Origin of the sequence: Trichococcus flocculiformis (assembly GCF_900113645.1) — a bacterium.
Lineage (GTDB): Bacteria > Bacillota > Bacilli > Lactobacillales > Aerococcaceae > Trichococcus > Trichococcus flocculiformis.
On record NZ_FOQC01000041.1, the window covers coordinates 1 to 21,941 of the forward strand.

Genomic DNA, 21,941 nt, shown 5'->3' on the forward strand with positions numbered 1-21,941 from the left:
GAATGTGTAGGTGAGAGACGGGAGTCTTGAAAATGAAGCTCTTTCTCCATCAACTGTTCGAATCCGATTGAATGAAGGAATTCTTTAACCAAAATGAGACCAGCATCCGTGGAGAGATTACCTCCAGTATTTGTAACCGTCATTTTTTGATTGAATTTTAGAGTGTTTTCGTGTAAAGTTGCCATTGAGAGAACCCCTTTCTATGGTTGTTGGTAGTACATTAACCATAACAGATAGGGGTTCTTTTTTCACACCTTTTGGGTGTGAAAGTGAAATAAAGAATACGTTGATAGAACAAGATTTCAAGGTGTTTTCTGAAAACCTATGAATAATTCAGGAATGTTTTTAGCTTGGAAAGAAATTAAACATTCAAAGACGAGATTTTCTTTAATAATAGGCGTGATGGTGCTGGTGTCATATTTGGTGTTTTTCCTGGTAGGTCTTGCCTATGGATTGGCACAGGATAATCGGACCAGCATTGATAAATGGGATGCGGACGGAATCATTCTGACTGATGAGTCAAATACGAACATCAATATGTCCATGATGCCAAAAGGTGCCATCAATGAGGTGGAGGCAGATGAAGCAGCTGTGATCGGCATAGCCCCAAATGTCATCAGGAAAAAAGGAACATCAGGCGATGATGCAAAAATAAATACAACTTTTTTTGGTATCGAATCGGATCAATTCCTGATGCCTGAAGTCATCGAAGGAAAAGCTTTCGAAAATGATGACGAAGTTGTTGCAGACATCAGTCTGAAAGAGGAGGAGGGCATAGTCATTGGGGACACCCTTCAGTTGGCTGGATCGGACAAGGAAGTCGAAGTAGTCGGCTTTACTGAAGATGCTAAGTTCAGCGTTGCACCTGTTCTGTATACGACAGTCTCATCGTATCAGGATGTGCGTTTTGAGCAGATTGACGAGTCTGAGGAGGGCCGCGTCAGCGCGATTGTTGTCCGGGGAAGCGATGGTACGGTTGAAGGGGTGGACACTGGAAATGAAGACCTGATAGTGTATCCGATTGCGGATTACATCAATGAAATTCCGGGATATACTGCTCAGGTGTTGACATTTGGGTTGATGATCGGCTTTTTGGTTGTTATTGCTGCAGTAGTAATCGGCATTTTTATCTATGTCCTTACCATGCAGAAATCGAGTATGTTCGGCGTTATGAAGGCGCAAGGAATATCCAGCGGCTATATCGCAAAATCAGTCGTCGTCCAGACATTCCTGTTGGCTGCAATCGGTGTCGGCATTGGCTTAGTGTTGACAGGAGCGACAGCACTGGTCTTGCCTCCTGCTGTTCCATATCGCACAAATCTATATTTTTTGAGTGGCATAGCTTCCTTGTTGGTCATTATGGCTATGATCGGCGGCGTGTTTTCCGTTAGAGCGGTTGTAAAAATAGACCCATTAAAGGCAATTGGATAGGAGAGACAGCAGATGAAATTAATAGAAATGATAGATGTTTCCCGATCATTCGGTGAAGGGGAATTAAAGATAGATGCGCTGAAAAAAACGAACATAGCCATCGAAGCCGGTGAATTTGTTGCAGTCATTGGCCCGAGTGGGTCAGGAAAGAGTACTTTTTTGACTATTACAGGAGGGCTGCAGACCCCAACTTCCGGTAAGGTCTTGATAAATGGGAATCCATTCAGTGAAGTAAACGAGAAAAAACGAGCCAAACTTAGATTTGAAGAAATCGGTTTTATTCTGCAAGCCTCAAACCTAGTCCCGTTTTTGACGGTCCAAGATCAGCTGCACTTGGCCAATAAAGTTGAAGGCAGTAAAGTTGATAAACAAAAACGCGATGAATTACTAAAAGAATTAGGCATATTCGAATTGAAGAATAAGTTTCCGAGTGATCTCTCCGGCGGTCAAAGGCAAAGGGTCGCAATAGCGAGAGCCCTATATCATGATCCGTCTGTCATCCTTGCCGATGAACCAACGGCCAGTCTGGACACTCAGAAAGCATTTGAAGTTGTCGAAATTCTTGCCCGAGAAACAAAATTAAAGAAAAAGGCGACCATTATGGTTACACATGATGAACGTTTGATAGATTATTGTGATAAAGTATATGTAATGAAAGATGGCATCTTGTCCGAAAGAATCGGCGGATAAACAAATAACGGAATGGAGGAAGAGAAGATGGACAGCATCAAATTGTATTTCCTGACATTTTTTGTGTTCTTTTTAGTGGATATAGTCTGGTTAGGAGTATTGTCGAAAAATATTTACAGCAAGTACTTGGGGCACCTCATGGCTCCGAATGTTAATTGGTTGGCAGCGATAATATTCTATTTCTTGTTCATCGGTGGACTCGTATTTTTTGTGATCCATCCGGCACTTTTGAAAGAAAGTCTACAGTTTGCCATTTTGGCAGGTGGCTTTTTCGGACTGATCGCTTATGCGACGTACGACTTGACTAATCTGGCTACCATAAAAGATTGGCCGGTTATTATCACCGTAATCGACTTGGCCTGGGGAACTTTTTTGAATGCCGCGACAGCTGGGATCACTTACATTGCGGCGCAAAGATTTCTCTAAAAAATGAATAAAGTTTTAGATGTGGACGGAGGAAGAACGATGAATATTTCAACCCTTGATAGCGAGAAGCTTTACAATTCTTTTTTATCGGGTGCGCATGAAGTCATAAAGAACAAGAACAGTCTGAACGAAATCAATGTATTTCCGGTCGCTGATGGAGATACTGGCAGCAACCTTTCCTCAACCATGCATGCGATCATCATGGACGCAAAAATCTCGGGATCCGTCAAGGAAACGATGAACAGTATAGCTGATGCCGCTTTGACTGGTGCAAGAGGAAACTCGGGCATCATTATTGCCCAATACATCAACGGGATTTTTCTCAGTCTGATGGATGACGAGATGATAACCATTTCTTCATTTGCAGAAACGGTCAAAAATGCGGTCCCTTATGCCTATCAGGCTATTTCCAATCCGGTTGAAGGAACGATCATCACTGTCATCCGTGAATGGGCTGATGCTGTATATAGCCATAAAGATCTTTCGGCAACGTTTTCAGAATTATTTTCAAAGTCGTTGATTACAGCCAACAAATCTTTGGAGGCGACAACTTCACGTTTGAAAGTGCTCCAGGATTCCAAAGTCGTCGATTCCGGTGCGAAAGGATTTGTCTACTTTCTGCAAGGATTTGCAACATTTTTGCACACCGGAAAGTTGGATTTGAAAGTCAGCGAAGAACAGGAAGATCTTTCTTTTAATGAAGAATTGATCCACGGCCAAGGGGAAATTCGCCATCGCTATTGTACTGAAGCGCTATTGTCCGCGGACTCTATCGATCTGGAAGCGTTGAGGTCGGAATTGGCACTCTATGGCGATTCTTTGATTGTGGCAGGCAACAATCATAAAGCCAGGATCCATATCCATGCCAATGCTCCGGAGCAAGTGTTCCAAGTTTTGCGCAAGAAAGGCATCATCTTGCAGCAAAAGGCGGACGACATGATCAGGCAGAATGAATCAGCTTTTGACAGAAAATACGCTATTGCGTTAATCACCGATTCTATCGCGGACGTTCCGCAAGAAATACTCGATCGTTATCAAGTGCACATGTTGCCGCTCAACCTGAATTTTGACAATACTTCCTATCTGGATAAGGTAACCATGACGCCTGAACTTTTCTACCCGTTGTTGGAAGTGGCCGTCGAGTATCCGAAAAGTTCACAGCCGAATCCGATCATTGTCGAGAAATATTTGGAAACCGTGCTCGCGCATTACGATCAGGTCATTGTTGTGACTGTTGCGAAAGAGCAGAGTGGAACCAACAGTGTGTTTCGGAATGCTGTCTCCAAGAAACTGCGTGAAGGCAAAAAAATCGCTGTTATCGATTCGAAACGGAATTCCGGTGCGCAAGGGTTACTTGTCATGAAAACAGCAGAAATGATTGCCGCAGGAACACCTTTCGACGAAATCGTATCCGCCATTGAAAAATTGAGGGATCGGACGAACATTTTCGTCAGCGTCAACAATTTGAAATATATGGTAAGATCCGGCCGACTAAGTAAAGTTTCAGGGATCGCAGCGATGTCGATCAATCTCAAACCGGTCGTATCCATCGACACAGAAGGTAAAGGTTCCATCGCGGAGAAGGCATTCAGCGAAAAAGGCAATGAAAAGAAATTGTTCAGATTGTTGGGAAAAATAAACACACAAGAGAAGGTTACGCGGTATGCGATTGTGCATGCCAATAATCCCGAAAAGGCTGAAGTATATCGGAAGCGCAGTGTCGCTTTGCTCGGCAAAGAACCGGAGTACATCATGAATATTTCAACAATCGTCGGAATGAGTGCCGGTGTCGGTACTGTGGCGATTTCTTATATGTGTGAGGAGGAACTATAAGGTTTCCCGTGGTTCTCTAAATGAAAAAAAGATAAGAAAAGCGGCCGAGATATCCCAACCGCTTTTCTTATTTATTTTTGCGATATTTTCTCAATAATAAGGCACCAGCGATGGAAATCACGCTGATGGACAAGCCAGTCATCAGATAAGGGGTACGGTACGCAAATACAACCGTATGTTTGCCCGGGCTGATTGGTATTGCCAGTAAGCTATTCAGAGCGGTAGTTGTTTCTGCAGTTGTCCCATCGATCGTGACCTCCCAACCTTCGCTGTAGGGGATCGTCGTCAACAATATTTCATCTTCAGCCTCGATCACGACAGAACCTGTAATGCGTGTCTGGCTGAACGAAGTGATCGTCATGCCTTCCGCTTGTCGCGCTGAAATGGTTTCCTCGAACAGAGCTTTGTTCAATTCGTAAAGTTTCAAGTCCTGTACCCGTATCGAGTCCTCGAGCAGTTCGATCGTGAAGGTGACGTTCTCCCCCTGCTGGTTGCTTGCGATGTTGATGATCTGATCATTGCGATAGGTCGTATAGTAATCCAGCTTCACATTATTCACATAAAGGTTTGCGTTATCTTCGTCGATACCGGCATCCAGGATCAGATAATAAGGATTGCCGCTGGTAGGGGTGAACTGGAATTCGATCCTTGAGACTGCACCATCCACAGACCGATAGTAGGTTGTGTTCTGCGCATCATCGGCAGCGGATGTGACATTCTGGAAAACGTTGGAATCGAACGGGCGCAATGAAAAATATGGTTCGATACTTTCCTGATTGTTGAAGGCGTCCAACAGTTGTTCCTGCATCAATAGGGGCTGATCCTCGATCAACTCGAGACCCAATACGCTTTCGGAAACACCGAATGCCAGTGACAACGCGTATGGATTCTCAAAAGTGGTGGTTCGATCGGTCTCGGAATAAGGACTGTATTGGGTCAAATCCGGGCGGGTGGAGTTGCGTTTCAACCGGTACACGCCGTCATTGAGGGCATAAAATGTTTCCGGCAACTTCTTATCCTGGATGAAGTATTTCACACCGAAAAGCGCATCCGTAAACAATGTCCCGGTTGAGTATACGATAAACCCGTTGCCGTCCGGAAAGCCCAATGATCCGAACAAGGCGGGAATCTCTTTTTCAAAAGTGGAGCTGAAATGATTGATTCCTGCATAATTAGCTTGGAAGCTGTCGTTTTTGGAACGTTGGAACGTTTTTTCGATCCGGTAGAATGTGTCTTCGGGTGTGCGCACATCCGCCAGCATCGTATTCAGATTCGTTTGATAATCAGAGAATTCGTCCTGTTTGACGTAGCCCAACCGGAACAGGTCGATGGCTGCATTTGCCGTCATCTCTGCGGTCACCACGAAAAGCAATGTGTAGGGCAGCCATTTTCTCGGTTGATCCCTGAGCATCAGCAACACTAGGACAAGGACAGAAACGACTGCACTGATCAATACTTGGACAGGCTCCAAAAATTCAAAATCCTTTTTCAGCACATAGATGGCGGTGGCCGCATTCGCGATCAAAAGACAGCAGGCCAGCGAAAAGGGAAAAGGACGATAAGTACGCAACGCCCGAAAACCGTTCAGCAGAAAAAAGAAACATACGGTGAACGAAAAACGGTAAGGGTACCAGATCGGATATTGTCCGGCATGCCAAATTTTATTCAGAAACTGGACGTTCATCGCCAGAAAAAAGAGGGCGGTTAACGCCAGCGAGGTGAACCGTTCTTTTTTTGAGAAACCGGGATGAAAAAAATAATAGATGTAGGCTGTCAGCGCGACAGTTCCGATAAAAAGATTGGGGTGTCCGCTGGGTATTTGGTCAAAATTGAACGCTCCGATATAAAACTTCGAAACGACTTCGAAGGGATCATAGGCGAAACGCCAATCGATCAGCTTGTTGGCATAGCTTGCCTTGCTTCCCAAGAGCGAATAAAAGGTGGGCAGCAGCAGGACGGCAGCAAAGCCAGCTCCCAACAAAGAATAACCGATGAATCGGGCTGATTGTGTGAAAAAATGCTTCAGCTGCGCTTTCAGGTTGTTGGTGCTGACAAGTTCTTGTCTGGAAAATGCGAAAAGGTAATAGAAGACCAGGAAAACACAAATCATGAATCCGATGTAATAATTAGAAAGCAGCATCACTGCGAGAAATAAGCTGTAGTAAAGTCCGCTTTCACCGGATAGCAGTTTCTCTAAACCCAGAATGATCAGAGGCAGGAAAACAAGCCCGTCCAGCCACATGACGTTCAATTGATTGACGATGACGTAACCCATCAGGGCATAGCTCACTGCGAAGGACGGCACCAACAAGCCTTTGCCTTCGAACCGGGAAATCAACAGATGAGCAAAAGTCAGTCCTGAAGCCGAAACCTTCATCAGGATCAAAATGGTCACCGCCAAAGGCAACTGGGACTGCGGGAAAAGCAGAAAAATGAGATTGAACGGACTCATCAGATAGTAAGCCCACAGGCCCAGCATCTCGCCGCCGAATGATTTTGTGAACGAAAAGAAAAGGGCGGAAGGATTGGACAATAAGGTAGTGCGATAATAACTGAAAAAATCCACATATTGCTGGCCGAGATCGACTGTCAACAAGGTGCTGTTGCCGAAAGGATAAACGCCCATAGTGGCATAAATGACCATCATTACAAACAAGGGCAGTAAGAACGAAAGGAAAAGCATATTTTTTTGCGGGGATAGGGTTGTGAAACGCTTCAGCATGCTGCACATTCCTCCTTAAAATGAAATTTTTTTGCGTTCCTGCAGATTCGCCTGACTATGAGTGAACGCTCGGGATAGTTGAAGCGGAAATTTCACAAGTGCTTCTGCTATTTTAGCATATCCCGCTGGTTTTATGAAGAATCCGAGCATGTGTCCGAGTATCCGGACAGGACACATCTTAAAAATTTGTTGCGTCGTTTGTAATGCTTGCTTTTTTTGCTATAATAGGTTGTCGAACTATGGTTTTAGGAAGGTGCAAAATTGGAAGATAATACCCAAAACAAAAGAAAGAGAAAATCGCATATCCCACTTCGGTTGAACCTGCTCTTTTTTATCGTGTTCTCGCTGTTTTCGGCGGTGATATTCCGATTGGGATACCTGCAGATCGTTCGCGGCGATGAATTTGAGGCTATCGTAAAACGTACGGAAACGACACTTGTGACGGAATCGGTGCCGCGTGGTTTGATATACGACAGAGACGGCAACATCCTTGTGGGCAATGAACCACAGCATTCCATAACCTACACAAGAGGAGCAAACACGACAGCAGAGGAAATGGCAAAGGTTGCCGCTGCGTTGGCGGGTTTGATAAACGTCAGCTTTGAAGAACTGACGGAGCGTGATCTGAAGGATTATTGGATAGCCATAAACAACGAAGTGATGTTGAAGCGTCTGTCGGATGATGAAAAGCTGTTACCTGGTTCCGAATTGTATGAAGTGGAGCTAGCGAAAATAACGGCGGAAGATATCGCTTATTCGGATGAACAAAAAGAAATTGCCGCAATCTTCAAGCGAATGAACAGCGCGTATGCCTTGTCGACTACCAGCATAAAAAACAAGGATGTAACGGATGAAGAACTTGCCCAAGTGAGCGAAAATCTGTCCGGTCTGTCCGGAGTGGATGTCGCGACGGATTGGGTCAGGATCTATCCCGAGTCCGACTTGCTGAAGAGCATATTAGGAGGGGTGACCAGCGAAAAAATCGGTTTGCCGAGCGACAAAGTCGCCACCTATTTGGCAAAAGGGTACGCCAGAAATGACCGTGTCGGGAATTCCTATTTGGAGCAAGAATACGAGTCGGTGCTCTCAGGCACGAAATCACAATGGGAAACGATCACGAATCAATCAGGTGAGGTTGTGACGCGGGAGGAATCCTATGAAGGAAAAGCCGGGGATAATCTGGTCTTGACCATCGATATCGATTTTCAGAAGGAAATCGAACAGATCGCTACCGGTTTCCTGAACAGCAATGTCGATTCTTACAACGACCGGGTGTATATAGTGGCATCAGATCCGAATACAGGCGAGATTCTGGGCATGACCGGCAAACAGCGCTCGACCTCAAACGAAATTGTAGATGATGCATTGGGAGTCATCAATTCCAGCTACGGGATGGGTTCGGCGGTGAAGGGCGCGACGGTGCTGACCGGATACATGACCGGTGTCATCAGTACGGATAACAATGTTCTCGTCGATGAACCGCTGCAATTCCAAGGGTCAAATCTGAAAAAGTCAGTTTTCAACCCAACCATCGGCAGCCAAGTGGCCATAAACGATATCGAGGCGTTAGCCCGCTCATCGAATATTTACATGATCAAATTGGCGATGCTGATGGGGGGACAGTCGACCTACGAAGCAGGAAGTACCCTGAATATTTCACCGAGTGTGATCGATGAACTGCGCGGTTATTTTTCCCAGTTCGGTTTGGGTGTGAAGACGGGGATTGACTTGCCGAATGAAGGCAGCGGACTAAAAGCCAGTGAGAGGAGCGCCGATAAAGCTATAAACCAATCATTCGGGCAATCCGATCTCTACACGACCCTGCAATTGTCGCAATACATCAATACCATCGTCAATGGCGGCACCCGATACGCTCCTCAGTTGGTTTCAGAAATCCGCAGCACGGATGCGAACGGAGCGCTGGGGGCTTTGGAAACGACTTTGGAGACAAAAGTGATGAATCAAGTCGATGTCGATGCGCAAGCGATGGAGCGTGTCCAGCAAGGGTTTTACCAAGTAACCCACAGCGAGAACGGGACGGCTTATTCGACATTCGGGAAAGATCCGAACGACGTCGCCGCCAAGACAGGGACGGCGGAAGCTTTCTATGACGGGAACAATGACAATCTGAAGGGTGAGAGTGTATTCAACTCCACCTTTGTCGGCTATGCGCCCTTCGACAATCCGGAAATCACCGTAACGGTAGTGGTTCCTTATCTCAGCACGGATACGGACCGGGCTACACCGATTGCCAAGAAAGTTTTCGATGCGTACTTCAATACTGGGGACTACGCGACGCCAGCGGAATAACCATCGGCTGACGATTTCAAATGGACACAAAGAAGGAGCCGGAACAAGGATTGCAATATCCTTGTTCCGGCTCCTGCTGTCTTTGTAGAGTGGGTCATTATTCCAGTGTGATCATATCGGCGATGACTTCATAGCCCATGTCCTGGGACAATTGGTACTCTCCGATATTTATTTTCGTGACAAGATTCCGTTCATTCAGGTATTGTTCAAAGGCAGCCCGATCGGTAATGAGTCCCGCACTGACCAGATTGTCGATGACGACGGACATCGGTTGTCCGGAAGTGATGACAAATGTGACGGGAGTGTTTGCGGCAGGGGCAGCTGAACTTTCAGCAGTACTCGCGACTTCAGCCGGAGCACTGCTGAAAGTTCAGCTCCTTCACTAGGCGCACTGCTTGTTGCCGCTTCATTGAGTTGCTTCTGCAATTCCAATTCCGCCAAAGTACTTTCATATTTCTCTTGATAATCCGTTGAATCGGCAGTTGCTTCTCCGTTGAAGGTGCTGCCAGGAAGGGCTTCCGGATAGAAAAGCTGGAAGCCGGCCAACAGTACGGCAGACAACAAAAAACCGATGGATATAAAACGAAGCTTTTGTTTGTTCACTTTATTTTCTCCTCTATACGATTGATTGCTCTATGTAGTTATCGACAACGAGTTGCACGGTGGTGATAGGGACGGACAGTTGTTCTGCAATCTCATCGAATGTTCTTCCGCTTGTATACAAAGTGATGATATGCTGCTTAGTCAAGTTGTGTACTTTTTTGGTGTTCTGCGAGTCTTCGGAGACGGGAATTTCTTTTCCTAATTCCTCTTCCACAGCGATGAGTCGTCTTTTCAATTCATGGATTTCTTCCGTTAATTGTAATGTGTATTCACTCATCTCATCTACGAATTTGCGATCATTATCCTTGACGAAAAATGATGCAAACAGCAATATGATTGCGATTGTCAGCAAGACAATCACGATGGTCCATTGTTCCATCTTTGTCACCTCAATTCTTCTTTTTGACGCCTGATAACATTCTAATGAAATTCGTTTGTTTCTGCAACCTTATCTGGAATTTAATTGGAAGAAAGCTGAAAAAATCGAATGTCCGCATAACTTGTTCAAAAAATAGTGGCATTATTTTTTCGGAAGTGATACAATGAGAAACGCAGAAGATGATTCGATCTTCAATTTTTTTATGTTTGGAGGGAAGAATATGCGGTTAAATATTACATTGGAATGTACGGAGTGTAAAGAACGTAATTACTTATCAAAGAAAAACAAACGTAACAACCCGGACCGTCTTGAAGTGAAAAAATATTGTCCACGTGAAAGACGCGTGACTTTGCATCGTGAAACAAAATAATTAAAATGACAACAGGATATCCTGTTGTTTTTTTATTTTTTCCGGAAGGCTTATTTTAAGCAGAAATAGTGTGCGACAGATTGTTTCTTGAGGAGGTTATTGGATGAAAGAATATATAAGAAAAGAAATGCTTGGGAAACTGAGGGATTTGCCCGCCCAGGATCGCATTCGGATGGAAAAAGAATTGACAAAAGCTGTCTGCTCCAGTCAAGAGTGGAAAGCTTCAAAGACGATAGGCGTCACATGGTCCAATTTTCCGGAAATCGATACACATACAATCATTAAAAACGGACTTGAAGAAGGCAAACGGATGGTTGTTCCCTATTCCGGCAAGAATCGTGTGATGACTTTTCATGAATACTCGCCGGATATCGCGATGGCAAAAAGCAAATTCGGTATCATGGAACCTGTCGATAAGAGCAATCCGGTTCCGCCTGGAGAAATCGATCTGCTGCTCGTTCCTGGATTGGCATTTTCAGAAACAGGTTTCCGTATCGGGTTCGGCGGCGGTTATTATGACCGCTATCTGGCTGCGTACAACGGACATACCTTGTCGGTGTTGTTCCCATTCCAATTGTTTAAGAATCCGCATTGGGAAATTGAAGCTTTTGATGTGCCGATCCAAAAGTTGTTGCTGGCAACAATCTAGTTTAAAATAGGATCATAATGAAAGGACGTGTCATGATGCGGTCATATAATACCAGAAAATCCTATTTGCCGGATAAATTCTCAGTAACACATTTGTTCTTGGCCATTCAGATTGTTATCTTCCTGCTGATGACCTTGAACGGGGGAAGCACCAATGTACTGACGCTTATTCTTTTCGGCGCCAAATTCAATCCAGCCATCGCGCAAGGGGAGTGGTGGCGTTTGATAGCACCTATGTTCATCCACATAGGCTTCACGCACATTCTGGTCAACAGTATCACCCTGTATTACTTAGGTACACAGATGGAAAGTCTCTATGGCTCTTTGCGTTTTGCGCTGATTTATCTCCTGAGCGGCTTGATGGGGAATCTGATGAGCTTCGCCTTCAATGATTCGATTTCCGCTGGTGCAAGCACCTCGCTTTTCGGGTTGTTCGCTGCAGCCATTGTTCTGGGCCGACAGTTTCCTTACAATTTGGGGATTCAGCAAATGGCCCGTAGTTTCACAATGCTTATTTTCCTGAATTTCTTCTTCGGCTTTTTTTCCGCAGCTGTCGATAATTTTGGCCATCTTGGCGGAGCGCTGGGAGGCGCGTTGGCGGCCGTATTCATCGCAATGCCAAGAACTTCCAAAAGCCAAAACGGACAAAGGTTGCTGTTTCTGATCATTTACTTTGTGAACGCTATATTCTTTGCTTACACGGGTTTTATGCGGGCCGGTTTTGCGTTATACTAGATATAATTTAAATAATTGGAGGAAATGTCATGTATAAAAAATTTATCGGAATAGATTTAGGCGGTACTTCAGTAAAACTGGCTATCTTGACAGCAGAGGGCGATATCCAGCAAAAATGGACCATCCCTACGAACATCAATGATGAGGGAGCGCATATCGTACCTGATATTGTTGCTTCGATCAAACACCATCTGGATCTTTATAAAATGACTGCAGACGATTTTCAGGGTATCGGTATGGGGTCGCCAGGAGCGGTGGACCGTGAAGCAGGCACTGTAGAGGGGGCCTTCAACCTGAACTGGAAAACGCTGCAGCCTGTACGTGAAGTAATCGAGCGTGAAATCGGCATCCCTATTTTTATAGACAATGATGCAAACGTTGCCGCGCTTGGGGAAAAATGGCGAGGCGCCGGTGCTGATGATCGTGACGTCGTATTTGTGACACTTGGCACAGGTGTCGGCGGGGGAATCATAGCGGAAGGCAATCTGATCCATGGTACTGCAGGTTCCGGCGGCGAAATCGGCCACATGACAGTCGAACCGGGTGGATTTGACTGTACGTGCGGAAAGAAAGGCTGTTTGGAGACCGTCGCCAGCGCAACAGGCGTCGTCAAATTGGCCCGCAAGCATGCTGAAGAATATGCCGGCAACGCGCAGCTGAAATTCATCATCGACGATGGCCAGGAGATTACTTCCAAAATGATTTTTGATTTGGCAAAAGAGGGAGACGAGTTGGCTGTACTAGTAGTCGATCGCGCTGCCTATTATCTGGGTTTGGCCTGCAGCCATATCGGCAATCTTTTGAATCCGGCTTATATCGTCATCGGTGGCGGTGTATCAGCAGCCGGGGAATACCTTTTGGAGCAAGTAAGAACCTATTTCGCTGACTTCACATTCCCGAACGTCAAGAAAACGACGCATATAAAATTAGCCGCGCTTGGGAATGACGCAGGGATAGTTGGGGCATGTTACCTCGCACTGATGGAAACCAGCAAATAAATCAATCCAGGCAGAAAATCTCTGGAAATTTTTCGGATAGGAAAATGCGGGAGGATGGGGAATGGCATGATAAAAAGGCGACTAGCACCAATCATTCTATCGCTATCAAGTATTCTTATTCTGACTGCCTGTGCACAGCGACTATCGTATCCTGAGCAATCCGGGGTAAGTGAACAAAGCCTGTCTTCCGGCCCCGACATCCGATCGATTCCTAAGGATGAATTCCTATGCACGGTAGGTTGGTTGGACGATGCGACTATTCTTCTTGCATTGGAATCAAATGGAGAATACGGTCTGTACAGTCATGACCTGGACACAGGTAAAGAACAGCCGATCCGAACTTTTTCAGATCGGCTTGTTTTTGTCGCGCTTTCCGCAAATGGTCGGCGAATTCTGGTGCAAGTCGCAAATCAACAGGGAAATAATGTTATGATGATCGACAAGTCAGGTAATGCCCTTGCCGAAATTCGTTTTTCCGAGGGACTGTTGACGGGTGTTTCCTGGAATCCGGCAAACGAAGGAAAGTTGTTTCTGTCCGCTCAAAAAACAGTGGGCAGTTTGGAAAATTATCTGTGGGATTTATCTTCCGATGAGGCAATGGTGGCACTGCCGGTCACTGGGGAAATGCCGGTTTGGTATTCGGAAAATATGTACCTCCAAAAGAAAACCGCAAATGATGGCGTCTCTGCATTGGTGTTGAGCGACGTTCGTTTTCCCGGCAAAGATACTGTCATCGATCAGGAAATCCTTGCTTACGGTTTGGAAGACGAATCCGTATGGGTAGTGACACCTTCCGATTTCAATGCGGAAGAGTTGTTTGTGGTTTCTTACTATCCGCTTCTGATTGCTCAAGGTTATGTTGCCTTGCCGCGCATCGCAGATGGGAGCAGGCTGATCATCCCGGAATTCGAAACATGGCGTGACTCGGATGAGATATTTGCTTTGCTTCCGAAACAGGAGTCGGACATCGCTGCCGGCATCACCTTTGAACTCGCAAAAATTGATTTTCCCGAAAACGCTATGAAGGTGCTGACTGAAGTCGAACGAATGGCTCCGATTTCTGTTTCGCCAGAAGGGAGCTACGTGCTTTATGGGGAGCGTTATGAGTATCTGTACGATGTGGAACGCAATGGCTGGATACAATTGTCGGAATAGAAAAAAAGTCGTCAAAACTGTAGCAATGCGCCTTGCACAAGTGTAAAATATGAGAGCAAGATTATCGAAAGGATGGATTTATTTTGAATTTAACAGGAATTGATATTTTTAATATCGCACTATGGATATTCATCATCGGATATGCCATTTATCAAGCTTATTTTTATTTCCAAAGAAAGAATGCAGCGACAACACTGACTGCAGAGGAGTTCAGAAAAGATCTGCGGAAAGCGCAATTGATTGATGTCCGCGAAAGAGCGGAGTTCGAAGCAGGCCATATTTTGGGAGCGAGAAATATCGCTTATTCCGCCTTCAAGCAACGCTATCCAGAAATCCGCAAAGATCAGCCGATCTATCTGTATGACCAAAACGCCATGTTGAGCGGACGTTGTGCGGCAATTTTGAAAAAAAATGGCTACAAAAATATTTTCATTCTGAAAGGCGGCTATGCCGGCTGGGATGGAAAAGTCAAAAAAGGCATCTGAGTCGATTGAAAAAGGTTCCCGGAATCCGCTAATGGATTCCGGGAACCTTTTTGATTGTTTTTTCCTACATATTTAGGAACAAATAGTACAGAGCGGAAAGGAAAGTTCCTCCGACCATGGCAAGTAACATGATCCAAATGATGAATTTGCTGAATTTATTGAATTTTGAAGAGGTAGCACCCGTTTTCTTTGTCAACATTATTCCCACCTTTTGTTTTTTACATGGCATAGTTTACAACATTAAAATGTAAAAGTAAATGTTGAGAACCGAGGGGAAGAAAAGAACGCCATTATTTTCAATTGTTTGCTTTCCATTTAAGTAAATTTTTGTTAGGATTAAGATTATAGAATGATGTGTTTATCATGAAGGGAGAATTTATTTATGTCAAAACAGCAAATTGGCGTTGTCGGGATGGCCGTAATGGGCAAAAATCTAGCATTGAACATTGAAAGCAGAGGTTATTCTGTATCTGTATTCAACCGCTCCGGCTCAAAGACTGAGCAAGTGATCGCGGAAAATCCAGAAAAAAAACTGGTTCCTACTTATACAATCGAAGAGTTCGTTGAATCTTTGGAAAAACCAAGAAGAATCATGATGATGGTAAAGGCAGGGGAGGCAACTGACAAAACGATTCAATCGTTGCTGCCTCATTTGGATAAAGGAGATATCCTGATCGACGGAGGGAATACTTTCTACAAAGATACAATCCGCCGCAGCAAAGAGTTGGAAAATTCAGGCATCAATTTCATCGGAACGGGTGTTTCCGGCGGTGAAGAAGGCGCCTTGAAAGGTCCTTCAATCATGCCAGGAGGACAACGTGATGCCTATGATCTTGTTGCACCGATTTTAGAACAAATTTCCGCAAAAGCTCCAGATGGTGAGCCGTGTGTAGCGTATATCGGTAAAGATGGTGCCGGACATTTCGTTAAGATGGTCCATAACGGAATCGAGTACGGGGATATGCAATTGATTGCGGAAGCCTACGACATCATGTTCAAATATCTTGGCATGTCAGTGGAAGAAATCGCGGCAGTCTTCATCGAATGGAACAAAGGCGAGCTGGACAGCTTCCTGATCGACATCACTGCTGATATCTTGACTAAATACGACCCTGCAACAGGCAAGCCAATGGTTGAGATTATCTTGGACCGCGCCGGCAATAAAGGCACGGGTAAATGGACTTCCCAAAGCGCTTTGGACTTGGGTGTGCCGTTGCCATTGATCACCGAATCCGTTTTTGCCCGCTACATCTCCGCTTTGAAGACAGAACGTGTCGCTGCCAGCGAAATTCTGACCGGACCTGCCGCTGCAACTGAAGAAGGTTTGGACAAAGCGGCGTTTGTTGAGAGTATCCGCAAAGCGCTATACTTCAGCAAAATTATGAGCTATGCGCAAGGCTTCGCTCAATTGCGCGTTGCCAGCGAAGAAAATGATTGGGATCTGAATTACGGCGAAATCGCTAAAATTTGGCGCGCAGGCTGTATCATCCGTGCGCAATTCCTGCAAAACATCACGGATGCTTACGAGAAAAATCCTGAATTGCAGAACTTGTTGTTGGATGACTACTTCGTAGAGATCACGAAACAGTACCAAGGAGCTGTACGTGAAGTGGTTGCAACGGCTGTGACTGCAGGAGTTCCGGTACCGACATTCTCATCTGCGGTAGCTTATTTCGATTCTTACCGTTCAGCGGTCTTGCCAGCGAACATCATTCAAGCGCAACGCGATTACTTTGGAGCGCATACTTACGAGCGCACCGATAGAGCGGGTGCTTATCACTTCGAGTGGGATAAAGAAGTGGAAGTCCCGCAAGACTAATAAAGACGGTACTTGTCACTTCGATTTGTACTCTGAAGACTAATTAACTTGAGAACGAAAGTCCAACTTATCAACGTTTTATTGCGAAAGACGAACACGAAAGTGGGATTTTAATAAAATCCATGATAAAATCCCTGCCAAAAATTCTTGGCAGGGATTTTCTTGATATATTGTGGAGTGAAGACGAAGAATAGCTTGAAATGGTAAAATGTATACAAAAATAAAATGGGGGGAAAGCCCATGGCAGAAATTAAAGCAACAGAAATACTAATCAAGAGCAAATTTAGGGTTCAAAAGCACGGAGAAGTTTTCACACCTGCTTGGATGGTTAAAAAAATGCTTGATATTGAGGGGATCAAAGAATTTGCTGAGAACCTAACAGCTAATTTTCTAGAGCCTGCTGCTGGAACTGGCAATTTTATGGTGGCTATACAAGAGCGCAAATTAAATATGGTTAAAAAGAATTACTGTGAAACTCTTACACAGTATGAAAATTATTCGTTAATTGCGCTCGCTTCAATTTATGGCATCGAATTGCTTGAGGACAACGCTCAAGAATGTGTCATGAATATGTATGAATATTATCATGATGTCTATACTGAAGTGGCTCATAAGTTCGGTAAAAAGCCTAAAAAGAATGTTTTGAATAGTGCTAAGGTCATTATAAAAGCAAATATGTCTCAGGGAGATTTTCTAACAAAACTAGCATCAAATGGAGAGCCTATTATTTTCTCAGAATGGAAAGCAACAAATGATTTAGGTGGAAAAGATAAAACTATCACAGTAAATAGGACGGAATATACACTTCAAGACATTTATGACAAGAAAAAAAATGAGTTAGGCTCTCTTTATAAAGCACCAGCTATAATACATCAAGTAGATTTATTTGGTGAATTTGAAGAACCCGAGAACATACAATCTTCTGAGCAAAATTTAAGATATTCAACTGTAAAAATCACAGATGTCTACAAAGAGGAGCTTGAAAGCATTGACTAATAACTACGATACAGCTGGTATTGATAACATAATTACTGGTTATTTACCCCATTCAATATATGCTTTTGAGACGAATACACACCCTAATTACCTTAAAGTAGGCGATACCAACCGTCGTGTTGAAGTTCGCTTGAATGAATGGCGGAAAATTTATAAGGATTTAATCAAAAAGTACGAAGCAGAAGCAATGCTTGAAGATGATAAGGGAGAGAAAAATATTTTCTTTCGAGACTATGCACTTCATGCTTATCTTATCAAAGATAAGCATTGTAACCGTCTCTCAGAAAGACAATTTGAAGAAGAATTTTTTGAGAATGCTAGGGTTATTGATGTTATAAATGGTATCACAGACATAAAAGCTGAATTTCAAAAAGATGGTGTGAAAAAATATAATTACTATCAAGTGGGCGAGGATAACACTCAAATTGAAAATCACTTTGCCCGAGAGCAAGATTATAGCCCTCGTCCCAATCAAGCTCAAGTAATTGAAAATATCGAAAAAGCGGTAAACGCCGGACGAAAAAATTTATTGCTCTATGCAGTTATGCGTTTTGGAAAGTCTAATGTTGCTTTATGGGCAGCGAAAGCTATCAAAAGTGAATTAACGGTTATTGTAACCGGCAAGGCTGATGTCAAAGCAGAGTGGCAAAAGGCTGTAGAATCACACATGGATTTTAAAAATTTTGTTTTTACAGACACTTCAGGCTATACAAAAGAATTTATAGAAGAAAATAAAGATCAGCAAATTGTTGTGTTTACCACACTTCAAGATTTAGCTGGTAGCCGTGATGAAGTCAAAGCTAAGCATGATTTGCTCTTCAAGAATCAAATAGATTTTCTTGTCATTGATGAAAGCCATTTTGGCGCTCGTGCAAAGATTTATAGTCAAGCGATTGAAAATATGACAGAGGATACCGATTTTGAAGAGTTGGATGAAAAGGATATTGATGAAGTGATTGATGCTGTAAATAGTTTGAATTCCAAAGTGAAACTTCATTTATCAGGCACTCCTTACCGCATTTTACTCAGCGGAGAATTTTCAGAAGAAGATATTGTTGGCAAAGTTCAGTTCACAGATATTCTTGAAGAAAAGAATAAATGGGCGAGTGAACATATCGAAGATGAGGAAGAACATCCGTGGACTAATCCGTATTTTGGTTTTCCTGAGATGGTGCGCTTTGCTTTTACTCCAAATAAATCTTCAGTCAAGCTACTAAAAGAACTAAAAGCACTAAAAGCACATGGCGAATCCGCAGAGCTTAATGTTCTTTTTGCACCTGAAAGTACTGCAAAAAGTAAAGCTAGTAAAACTAATTTCAAACATGAGTCAGATGTCTTAAATCTTCTGAAAGCCATTGATGGATCTGATGAGGATGAATATATTTTCCCTTTTTTAAATTACAAAAGAATCAAAGATGGAAAACTTGCTCAACATATGGTTTTCGTACTTCCTTTCAAAAATTCAGTGGACGCTATGGATCGGTTGTTAAATGCTCATAAAGTGGAATTTCAAAATCTCGGTAGTTATGAAATTCTAAATGTTGCTGGGAATACTTCTCGATTTAGTAATGTGAGCGAAGTTCAAAATAAAATCAAAGAGCTTGCGAGTCAAAATAAAAAAACCATCACTCTCACGGTTAATAAGATGTTGACTGGTTCCACAGTCCCTGAATGGGACACTATGATATTTTTGAAAGATACCAAAAGTCCCCAAGATTATGACCAGGCCATTTTTAGACTTCAATCACCTTGGATTAAAGAAATCAAGGATACTGAAACAGGAGAAGTTATCGGAAAAGAGGATATGAAACCTCAAACGCTTTTGATTGATTTCGCTCCTAATCGTATGTTTAAGATTGAATCTGATAGGGCGATCGTCGTCAATGCTTCTGAGCTGAAGTCAGGCAATGATGAGCAAGAGAAACAGCTACAAAGAAATATTAATGTTTCGCCCATCATCTACATGAATAGAAATAAGCTGAAAGAAGCAACACCGACTGATATAATTGCTAAAATCCGTGAATATTCAGCAGATAAGAGCATTATTGATGAAGTAGTGGAGCTTCCAGTTGATGATTCACTTTACAGTATCCCTGACATTCTAGCTGAAATCTCTAACCAAGCAGAACTAGGCTCTAAAGCTGGGTTTGAAACTAGTGTTAATGATAAGGGGGAGAGTGACCTTGAGGGCAGCCCGAATAACAGTAATCAGCCCAAAGATGACAATTCGCAAGGTCAAGATGAAAAATCTCATTTTGAAGATAACAAACCAACTGTAAAACAAATGCAGATGTACTATTCACGTATTCTATTCTATGCTTTTTTATCTCCACAAAATGAAAAGAACTTGTCTGACATAATTTCTCACATTGATGAAAATAGACGTTTAGCAAGACATTTGGAGCTAAAAAAGCCTATTCTTGAAGCTATCAAATCACATATCAATCCTTTTATACTTGCGACCTTGGATAATAAGATTGAAAATATCAGGGATTTGCGAGATGAAAGAAATGAAGATGGTGAAAATACCTTAAAAGCCATTGCAAAATTTGGGCGTATCTCTGCAAGTGAGGTCTTTACACCGATTAGGGTAGCTAAGATGATGGTTGATAATCTGATAGATGATGAGTTTATCAAAGATTATAAAGAAAATCCTAAAAACATAATAGATCTTAGTACAAAATCTGGTGTTTACCTAATCATGGTTTATCATAAATTGGTAAATGCAGGAATATCAGTTGAGCTAGTCAAGGACAATCTCTATGCTGTAGCAACTTCTCATGTCGGTTATGAGTTTACCCGAGCAGTTTATGAAGACTTTGGTTGGAATTTAAATCATTTGGCTGACTCCGATGTGATGAATAGCTACCGCCTTATTGAGGATAATGATTTTAATGGAAAACTTGAAGAAGTATTTGGAGGTAGAAAAATGGACTTTGATGTTGTAATTGGAAATCCACCTTACCAGAGTAAAACTAAAAAACTATTGTATCCAGATTTTTATTTAGGAGCAAGGGAGATTAGTAAATCATTAAGTTTGATTTTCCCAACTGGTTGGCAAGCACCCAAAAACAATAATGGCTTGCAAAAACTTAACAAACCTGAGATAAAAGAAGATTCACAGATTGTATTTGTTGATAATCAGCATAATGTGTTTCCAGGAGTAGCTGGCGCAGAGTGGACAAATATAATTTTATGGAAAAAAGGTTACGATAATGGATTAGATGGAAAACAAAAAATATTGTTCAATGGGAAAAATCCTGAAATAACTAAACTTCCGTTAGAAACATCAGAAATTGAAAAACCAGAAGAAATAAAGGAACTAGAAAGAATTGTAACCAGTACCAAAGGCTTTGCTTCAATTAGACAGATTACAACTGCCCGTAAGCCTTATGGCTTGGCGACAGATTATCTTAAAACGGGAAGTAAAAACGAGCTATCTCTTATACATGCTGATAGAAAAAGTGATGAAGATATAAAAATTTACGTGACATCTAAAAAGTCTGTTTATGCCGAAGCTAGTTTCCCTTTTCCTAGGGTAGCGCCAGCATTTGAAAATTATAAAGTATTTATTCCAGACGCATGGGGGAATATGTCTAAAGCTGGCTTAGGGGGGGCTTATGCAGATATTATTATTGCATCCCCAAAAGAAGCAACCTTAGGAACATACGTTGAATCAGGAAATTTTACAAATTTTAGAATTGCTCAAAAGCACGCTAAGTATTTTATGACTAAATTTTTCAGAGCACTATTGTATGCAAATAAGCATTCCATAATAAACTCATCCGCTTGGGTAGCTGTCCCGTGTCAGAGCTATAAAGAAGATTTTTGGGATAGTAATATCTCGGAAATTGATGAAGCGCTTTTTGAAAAATATGAAATTCCGGATAATATCCGTCAATTTGTAAGGACTAATATTCAAACCAAAGAAGAAAAAAATATCGTAAATTTTGACAAAAAAGAAAAAGCGCCGAATTAACAGATAAATTCAAGTGTTTTAAAGTTAATAACACCACTTTACAAGTAATTAAAAACTATGTTTTTCTTCAGCCCATCGTTCATAAGCCTTTAGGATAGCCAGCGATTTAATCCTGTTTTCGATGGAAAGCACGAAAGTATAGAAAAATACTTCCTGCTGGATCGCCATTCCAATGAGTTGTTTCTTCACTTGAGAACTTTCCTCCTTCAAATGGGCATACCTCTCCTGTTTGAAGGGAAGAAGCTGAACGCAACTATAGGCAATGGCTAAAAAGTTGACGTAACTTTCAATTCCATTTTTGCTTCTGACCATATATTTACCGAAGGACCAGAAGGTCTTCTGTTCATAAAAGATAACTTCAA

18 protein-coding genes and 2 pseudogenes are annotated in these 21,941 nt (G+C 42.8%); 14 read left to right on the forward strand and 6 right to left on the reverse strand.

Going from position 1 to position 21,941, the window contains the following annotated elements; all coding sequences use genetic code 11:
* A pseudogene (locus tag BMZ71_RS11315) lies at positions 1-185 on the reverse strand (IS1380 family transposase); the annotation flags it as partial.
* 154 nt (positions 186-339) lie between these two features.
* On the opposite strand from BMZ71_RS11315, the gene BMZ71_RS11320 reads away from it, so the two are divergent.
* From BMZ71_RS11320 to BMZ71_RS11335, 4 genes are read left to right on the forward strand one after another with little or no spacing between them, the layout of a single operon-like run.
* Entirely contained in the window at positions 340-1,431 is a 1,092-nt protein-coding gene (locus tag BMZ71_RS11320; RefSeq protein WP_086990468.1) for an ABC transporter permease, read from the forward strand.
* Positions 1,432-1,443: 12 nt separating this feature from the next.
* Positions 1,444-2,121: an ABC transporter ATP-binding protein gene (locus BMZ71_RS11325; protein ID WP_068560523.1), complete on the forward strand. Its 678-nt coding sequence runs from the start codon at positions 1,444-1,446 to the stop codon at positions 2,119-2,121.
* A gap of 27 nt (positions 2,122-2,148) precedes the next feature.
* Entirely contained in the window at positions 2,149-2,547 is a 399-nt protein-coding gene (locus BMZ71_RS11330; RefSeq protein WP_086990433.1) for a DUF2177 family protein, read from the forward strand.
* A 39-nt stretch (positions 2,548-2,586) separates the two neighbouring features.
* Positions 2,587-4,380, forward strand: coding sequence for a DAK2 domain-containing protein (locus BMZ71_RS11335; protein WP_177187600.1), 1,794 nt, complete (start codon positions 2,587-2,589; stop codon positions 4,378-4,380).
* Between the two features lie 67 nt (positions 4,381-4,447).
* Here BMZ71_RS11335 and BMZ71_RS11340 read toward each other — a convergent pair whose 3' ends face one another.
* Positions 4,448-7,102, reverse strand: a complete 2,655-nt coding sequence (locus BMZ71_RS11340) for a YfhO family protein (protein WP_177187601.1) — start codon at positions 7,100-7,102, stop codon at positions 4,448-4,450.
* Positions 7,103-7,363: 261 nt separating this feature from the next.
* Here BMZ71_RS11340 and BMZ71_RS11345 point away from each other — a divergent pair, with 261 nt between their 5' ends.
* Positions 7,364-9,412: a peptidoglycan D,D-transpeptidase FtsI family protein gene (locus BMZ71_RS11345; RefSeq protein WP_086990442.1), complete on the forward strand. Its 2,049-nt coding sequence runs from the start codon at positions 7,364-7,366 to the stop codon at positions 9,410-9,412.
* Positions 9,413-9,607: 195 nt separating this feature from the next.
* On the opposite strand, the gene BMZ71_RS11350 is transcribed toward BMZ71_RS11345, so the two are convergent.
* On the reverse strand, positions 9,608-10,015 hold the full coding sequence (locus tag BMZ71_RS11350; protein WP_086990444.1) for a hypothetical protein: 408 nt from the start codon (positions 10,013-10,015) through the stop codon (positions 9,608-9,610).
* A 13-nt stretch (positions 10,016-10,028) separates the two neighbouring features.
* Complete coding sequence (locus BMZ71_RS11355; protein ID WP_093234143.1) at positions 10,029-10,394, reverse strand: DUF6115 domain-containing protein; 366 nt, start codon at positions 10,392-10,394, stop codon at positions 10,029-10,031.
* A 220-nt stretch (positions 10,395-10,614) separates the two neighbouring features.
* Here BMZ71_RS11355 and rpmG point away from each other — a divergent pair, with 220 nt between their 5' ends.
* The 6 genes from rpmG (at position 10,615) to BMZ71_RS11385 (ending at position 14,785) form a co-directional block, all read left to right on the forward strand.
* Positions 10,615-10,764, forward strand: coding sequence for a 50S ribosomal protein L33 (rpmG, locus tag BMZ71_RS11360; protein WP_068560829.1), 150 nt, complete (start codon positions 10,615-10,617; stop codon positions 10,762-10,764).
* Positions 10,765-10,867: 103 nt separating this feature from the next.
* Positions 10,868-11,413: a 5-formyltetrahydrofolate cyclo-ligase gene (locus BMZ71_RS11365; RefSeq protein WP_086990453.1), complete on the forward strand. Its 546-nt coding sequence runs from the start codon at positions 10,868-10,870 to the stop codon at positions 11,411-11,413.
* 32 nt (positions 11,414-11,445) lie between these two features.
* Positions 11,446-12,147: a rhomboid family intramembrane serine protease gene (locus BMZ71_RS11370; protein ID WP_086990456.1), complete on the forward strand. Its 702-nt coding sequence runs from the start codon at positions 11,446-11,448 to the stop codon at positions 12,145-12,147.
* A 29-nt stretch (positions 12,148-12,176) separates the two neighbouring features.
* Positions 12,177-13,145, forward strand: a complete 969-nt coding sequence (locus BMZ71_RS11375; RefSeq protein ID WP_086990459.1) for an ROK family glucokinase — start codon at positions 12,177-12,179, stop codon at positions 13,143-13,145.
* Between the two features lie 66 nt (positions 13,146-13,211).
* Positions 13,212-14,300: a TolB family protein gene (locus BMZ71_RS11380; protein ID WP_143071431.1), complete on the forward strand. Its 1,089-nt coding sequence runs from the start codon at positions 13,212-13,214 to the stop codon at positions 14,298-14,300.
* Positions 14,301-14,383: 83 nt separating this feature from the next.
* Positions 14,384-14,785, forward strand: coding sequence for a rhodanese-like domain-containing protein (locus tag BMZ71_RS11385; protein WP_083546410.1), 402 nt, complete (start codon positions 14,384-14,386; stop codon positions 14,783-14,785).
* A gap of 64 nt (positions 14,786-14,849) precedes the next feature.
* On the opposite strand, the gene BMZ71_RS11390 is transcribed toward BMZ71_RS11385, so the two are convergent.
* On the reverse strand, positions 14,850-14,984 hold the full coding sequence (locus tag BMZ71_RS11390; protein ID WP_143071432.1) for a DUF4044 domain-containing protein: 135 nt from the start codon (positions 14,982-14,984) through the stop codon (positions 14,850-14,852).
* 183 nt (positions 14,985-15,167) lie between these two features.
* On the opposite strand from BMZ71_RS11390, the gene gndA reads away from it, so the two are divergent.
* The 3 genes from gndA (at position 15,168) to BMZ71_RS11405 (ending at position 21,579) form a co-directional block, all read left to right on the forward strand.
* Positions 15,168-16,604, forward strand: a complete 1,437-nt coding sequence (gndA, locus tag BMZ71_RS11395; RefSeq protein ID WP_068560544.1) for an NADP-dependent phosphogluconate dehydrogenase — start codon at positions 15,168-15,170, stop codon at positions 16,602-16,604.
* 240 nt (positions 16,605-16,844) lie between these two features.
* Entirely contained in the window at positions 16,845-17,600 is a 756-nt protein-coding gene (locus tag BMZ71_RS11400) for a DNA methyltransferase (RefSeq protein ID WP_245734427.1), read from the forward strand.
* Positions 17,593-21,579: a DEAD/DEAH box helicase family protein gene (locus tag BMZ71_RS11405; protein WP_177187602.1), complete on the forward strand. Its 3,987-nt coding sequence runs from the start codon at positions 17,593-17,595 to the stop codon at positions 21,577-21,579. Before BMZ71_RS11400 ends, BMZ71_RS11405 begins: the two co-directional genes overlap by 8 nt.
* 48 nt (positions 21,580-21,627) lie before the next feature.
* On the opposite strand, the pseudogene BMZ71_RS15135 reads toward BMZ71_RS11405, so the two are convergent.
* A pseudogene (locus BMZ71_RS15135) lies at positions 21,628-21,941 on the reverse strand (IS701 family transposase); the annotation flags it as partial.

Bases quoted from the DNA above. Each gene is read 5' to 3' on its own strand.
- BMZ71_RS11320 (WP_086990468.1), top strand. From the start codon at position 340: ATGTTTTTAGCTTGGAAAGAAATTAAACATTCAAAGACGAGATTTTCT.
- BMZ71_RS11325 (WP_068560523.1), top strand. From the start codon at position 1,444: ATGAAATTAATAGAAATGATAGATGTTTCCCGATCATTCGGTGAAGGG.
- BMZ71_RS11330 (WP_086990433.1), top strand. From the start codon at position 2,149: ATGGACAGCATCAAATTGTATTTCCTGACATTTTTTGTGTTCTTTTTA.
- BMZ71_RS11335 (WP_177187600.1), top strand. From the start codon at position 2,587: ATGAATATTTCAACCCTTGATAGCGAGAAGCTTTACAATTCTTTTTTA.
- BMZ71_RS11340 (WP_177187601.1), bottom strand. From the start codon at position 7,102: ATGCTGAAGCGTTTCACAACCCTATCCCCGCAAAAAAATATGCTTTTC.
- BMZ71_RS11355 (WP_093234143.1), bottom strand. From the start codon at position 10,394: ATGGAACAATGGACCATCGTGATTGTCTTGCTGACAATCGCAATCATA.
- rpmG (WP_068560829.1), top strand. From the start codon at position 10,615: ATGCGGTTAAATATTACATTGGAATGTACGGAGTGTAAAGAACGTAAT.
- BMZ71_RS11365 (WP_086990453.1), top strand. From the start codon at position 10,868: ATGAAAGAATATATAAGAAAAGAAATGCTTGGGAAACTGAGGGATTTG.
- BMZ71_RS11370 (WP_086990456.1), top strand. From the start codon at position 11,446: ATGATGCGGTCATATAATACCAGAAAATCCTATTTGCCGGATAAATTC.
- BMZ71_RS11375 (WP_086990459.1), top strand. From the start codon at position 12,177: ATGTATAAAAAATTTATCGGAATAGATTTAGGCGGTACTTCAGTAAAA.
- BMZ71_RS11380 (WP_143071431.1), top strand. From the start codon at position 13,212: ATGATAAAAAGGCGACTAGCACCAATCATTCTATCGCTATCAAGTATT.
- BMZ71_RS11390 (WP_143071432.1), bottom strand. From the start codon at position 14,984: ATGTTGACAAAGAAAACGGGTGCTACCTCTTCAAAATTCAATAAATTC.
- gndA (WP_068560544.1), top strand. From the start codon at position 15,168: ATGTCAAAACAGCAAATTGGCGTTGTCGGGATGGCCGTAATGGGCAAA.
- BMZ71_RS11400 (WP_245734427.1), top strand. From the start codon at position 16,845: ATGGCAGAAATTAAAGCAACAGAAATACTAATCAAGAGCAAATTTAGG.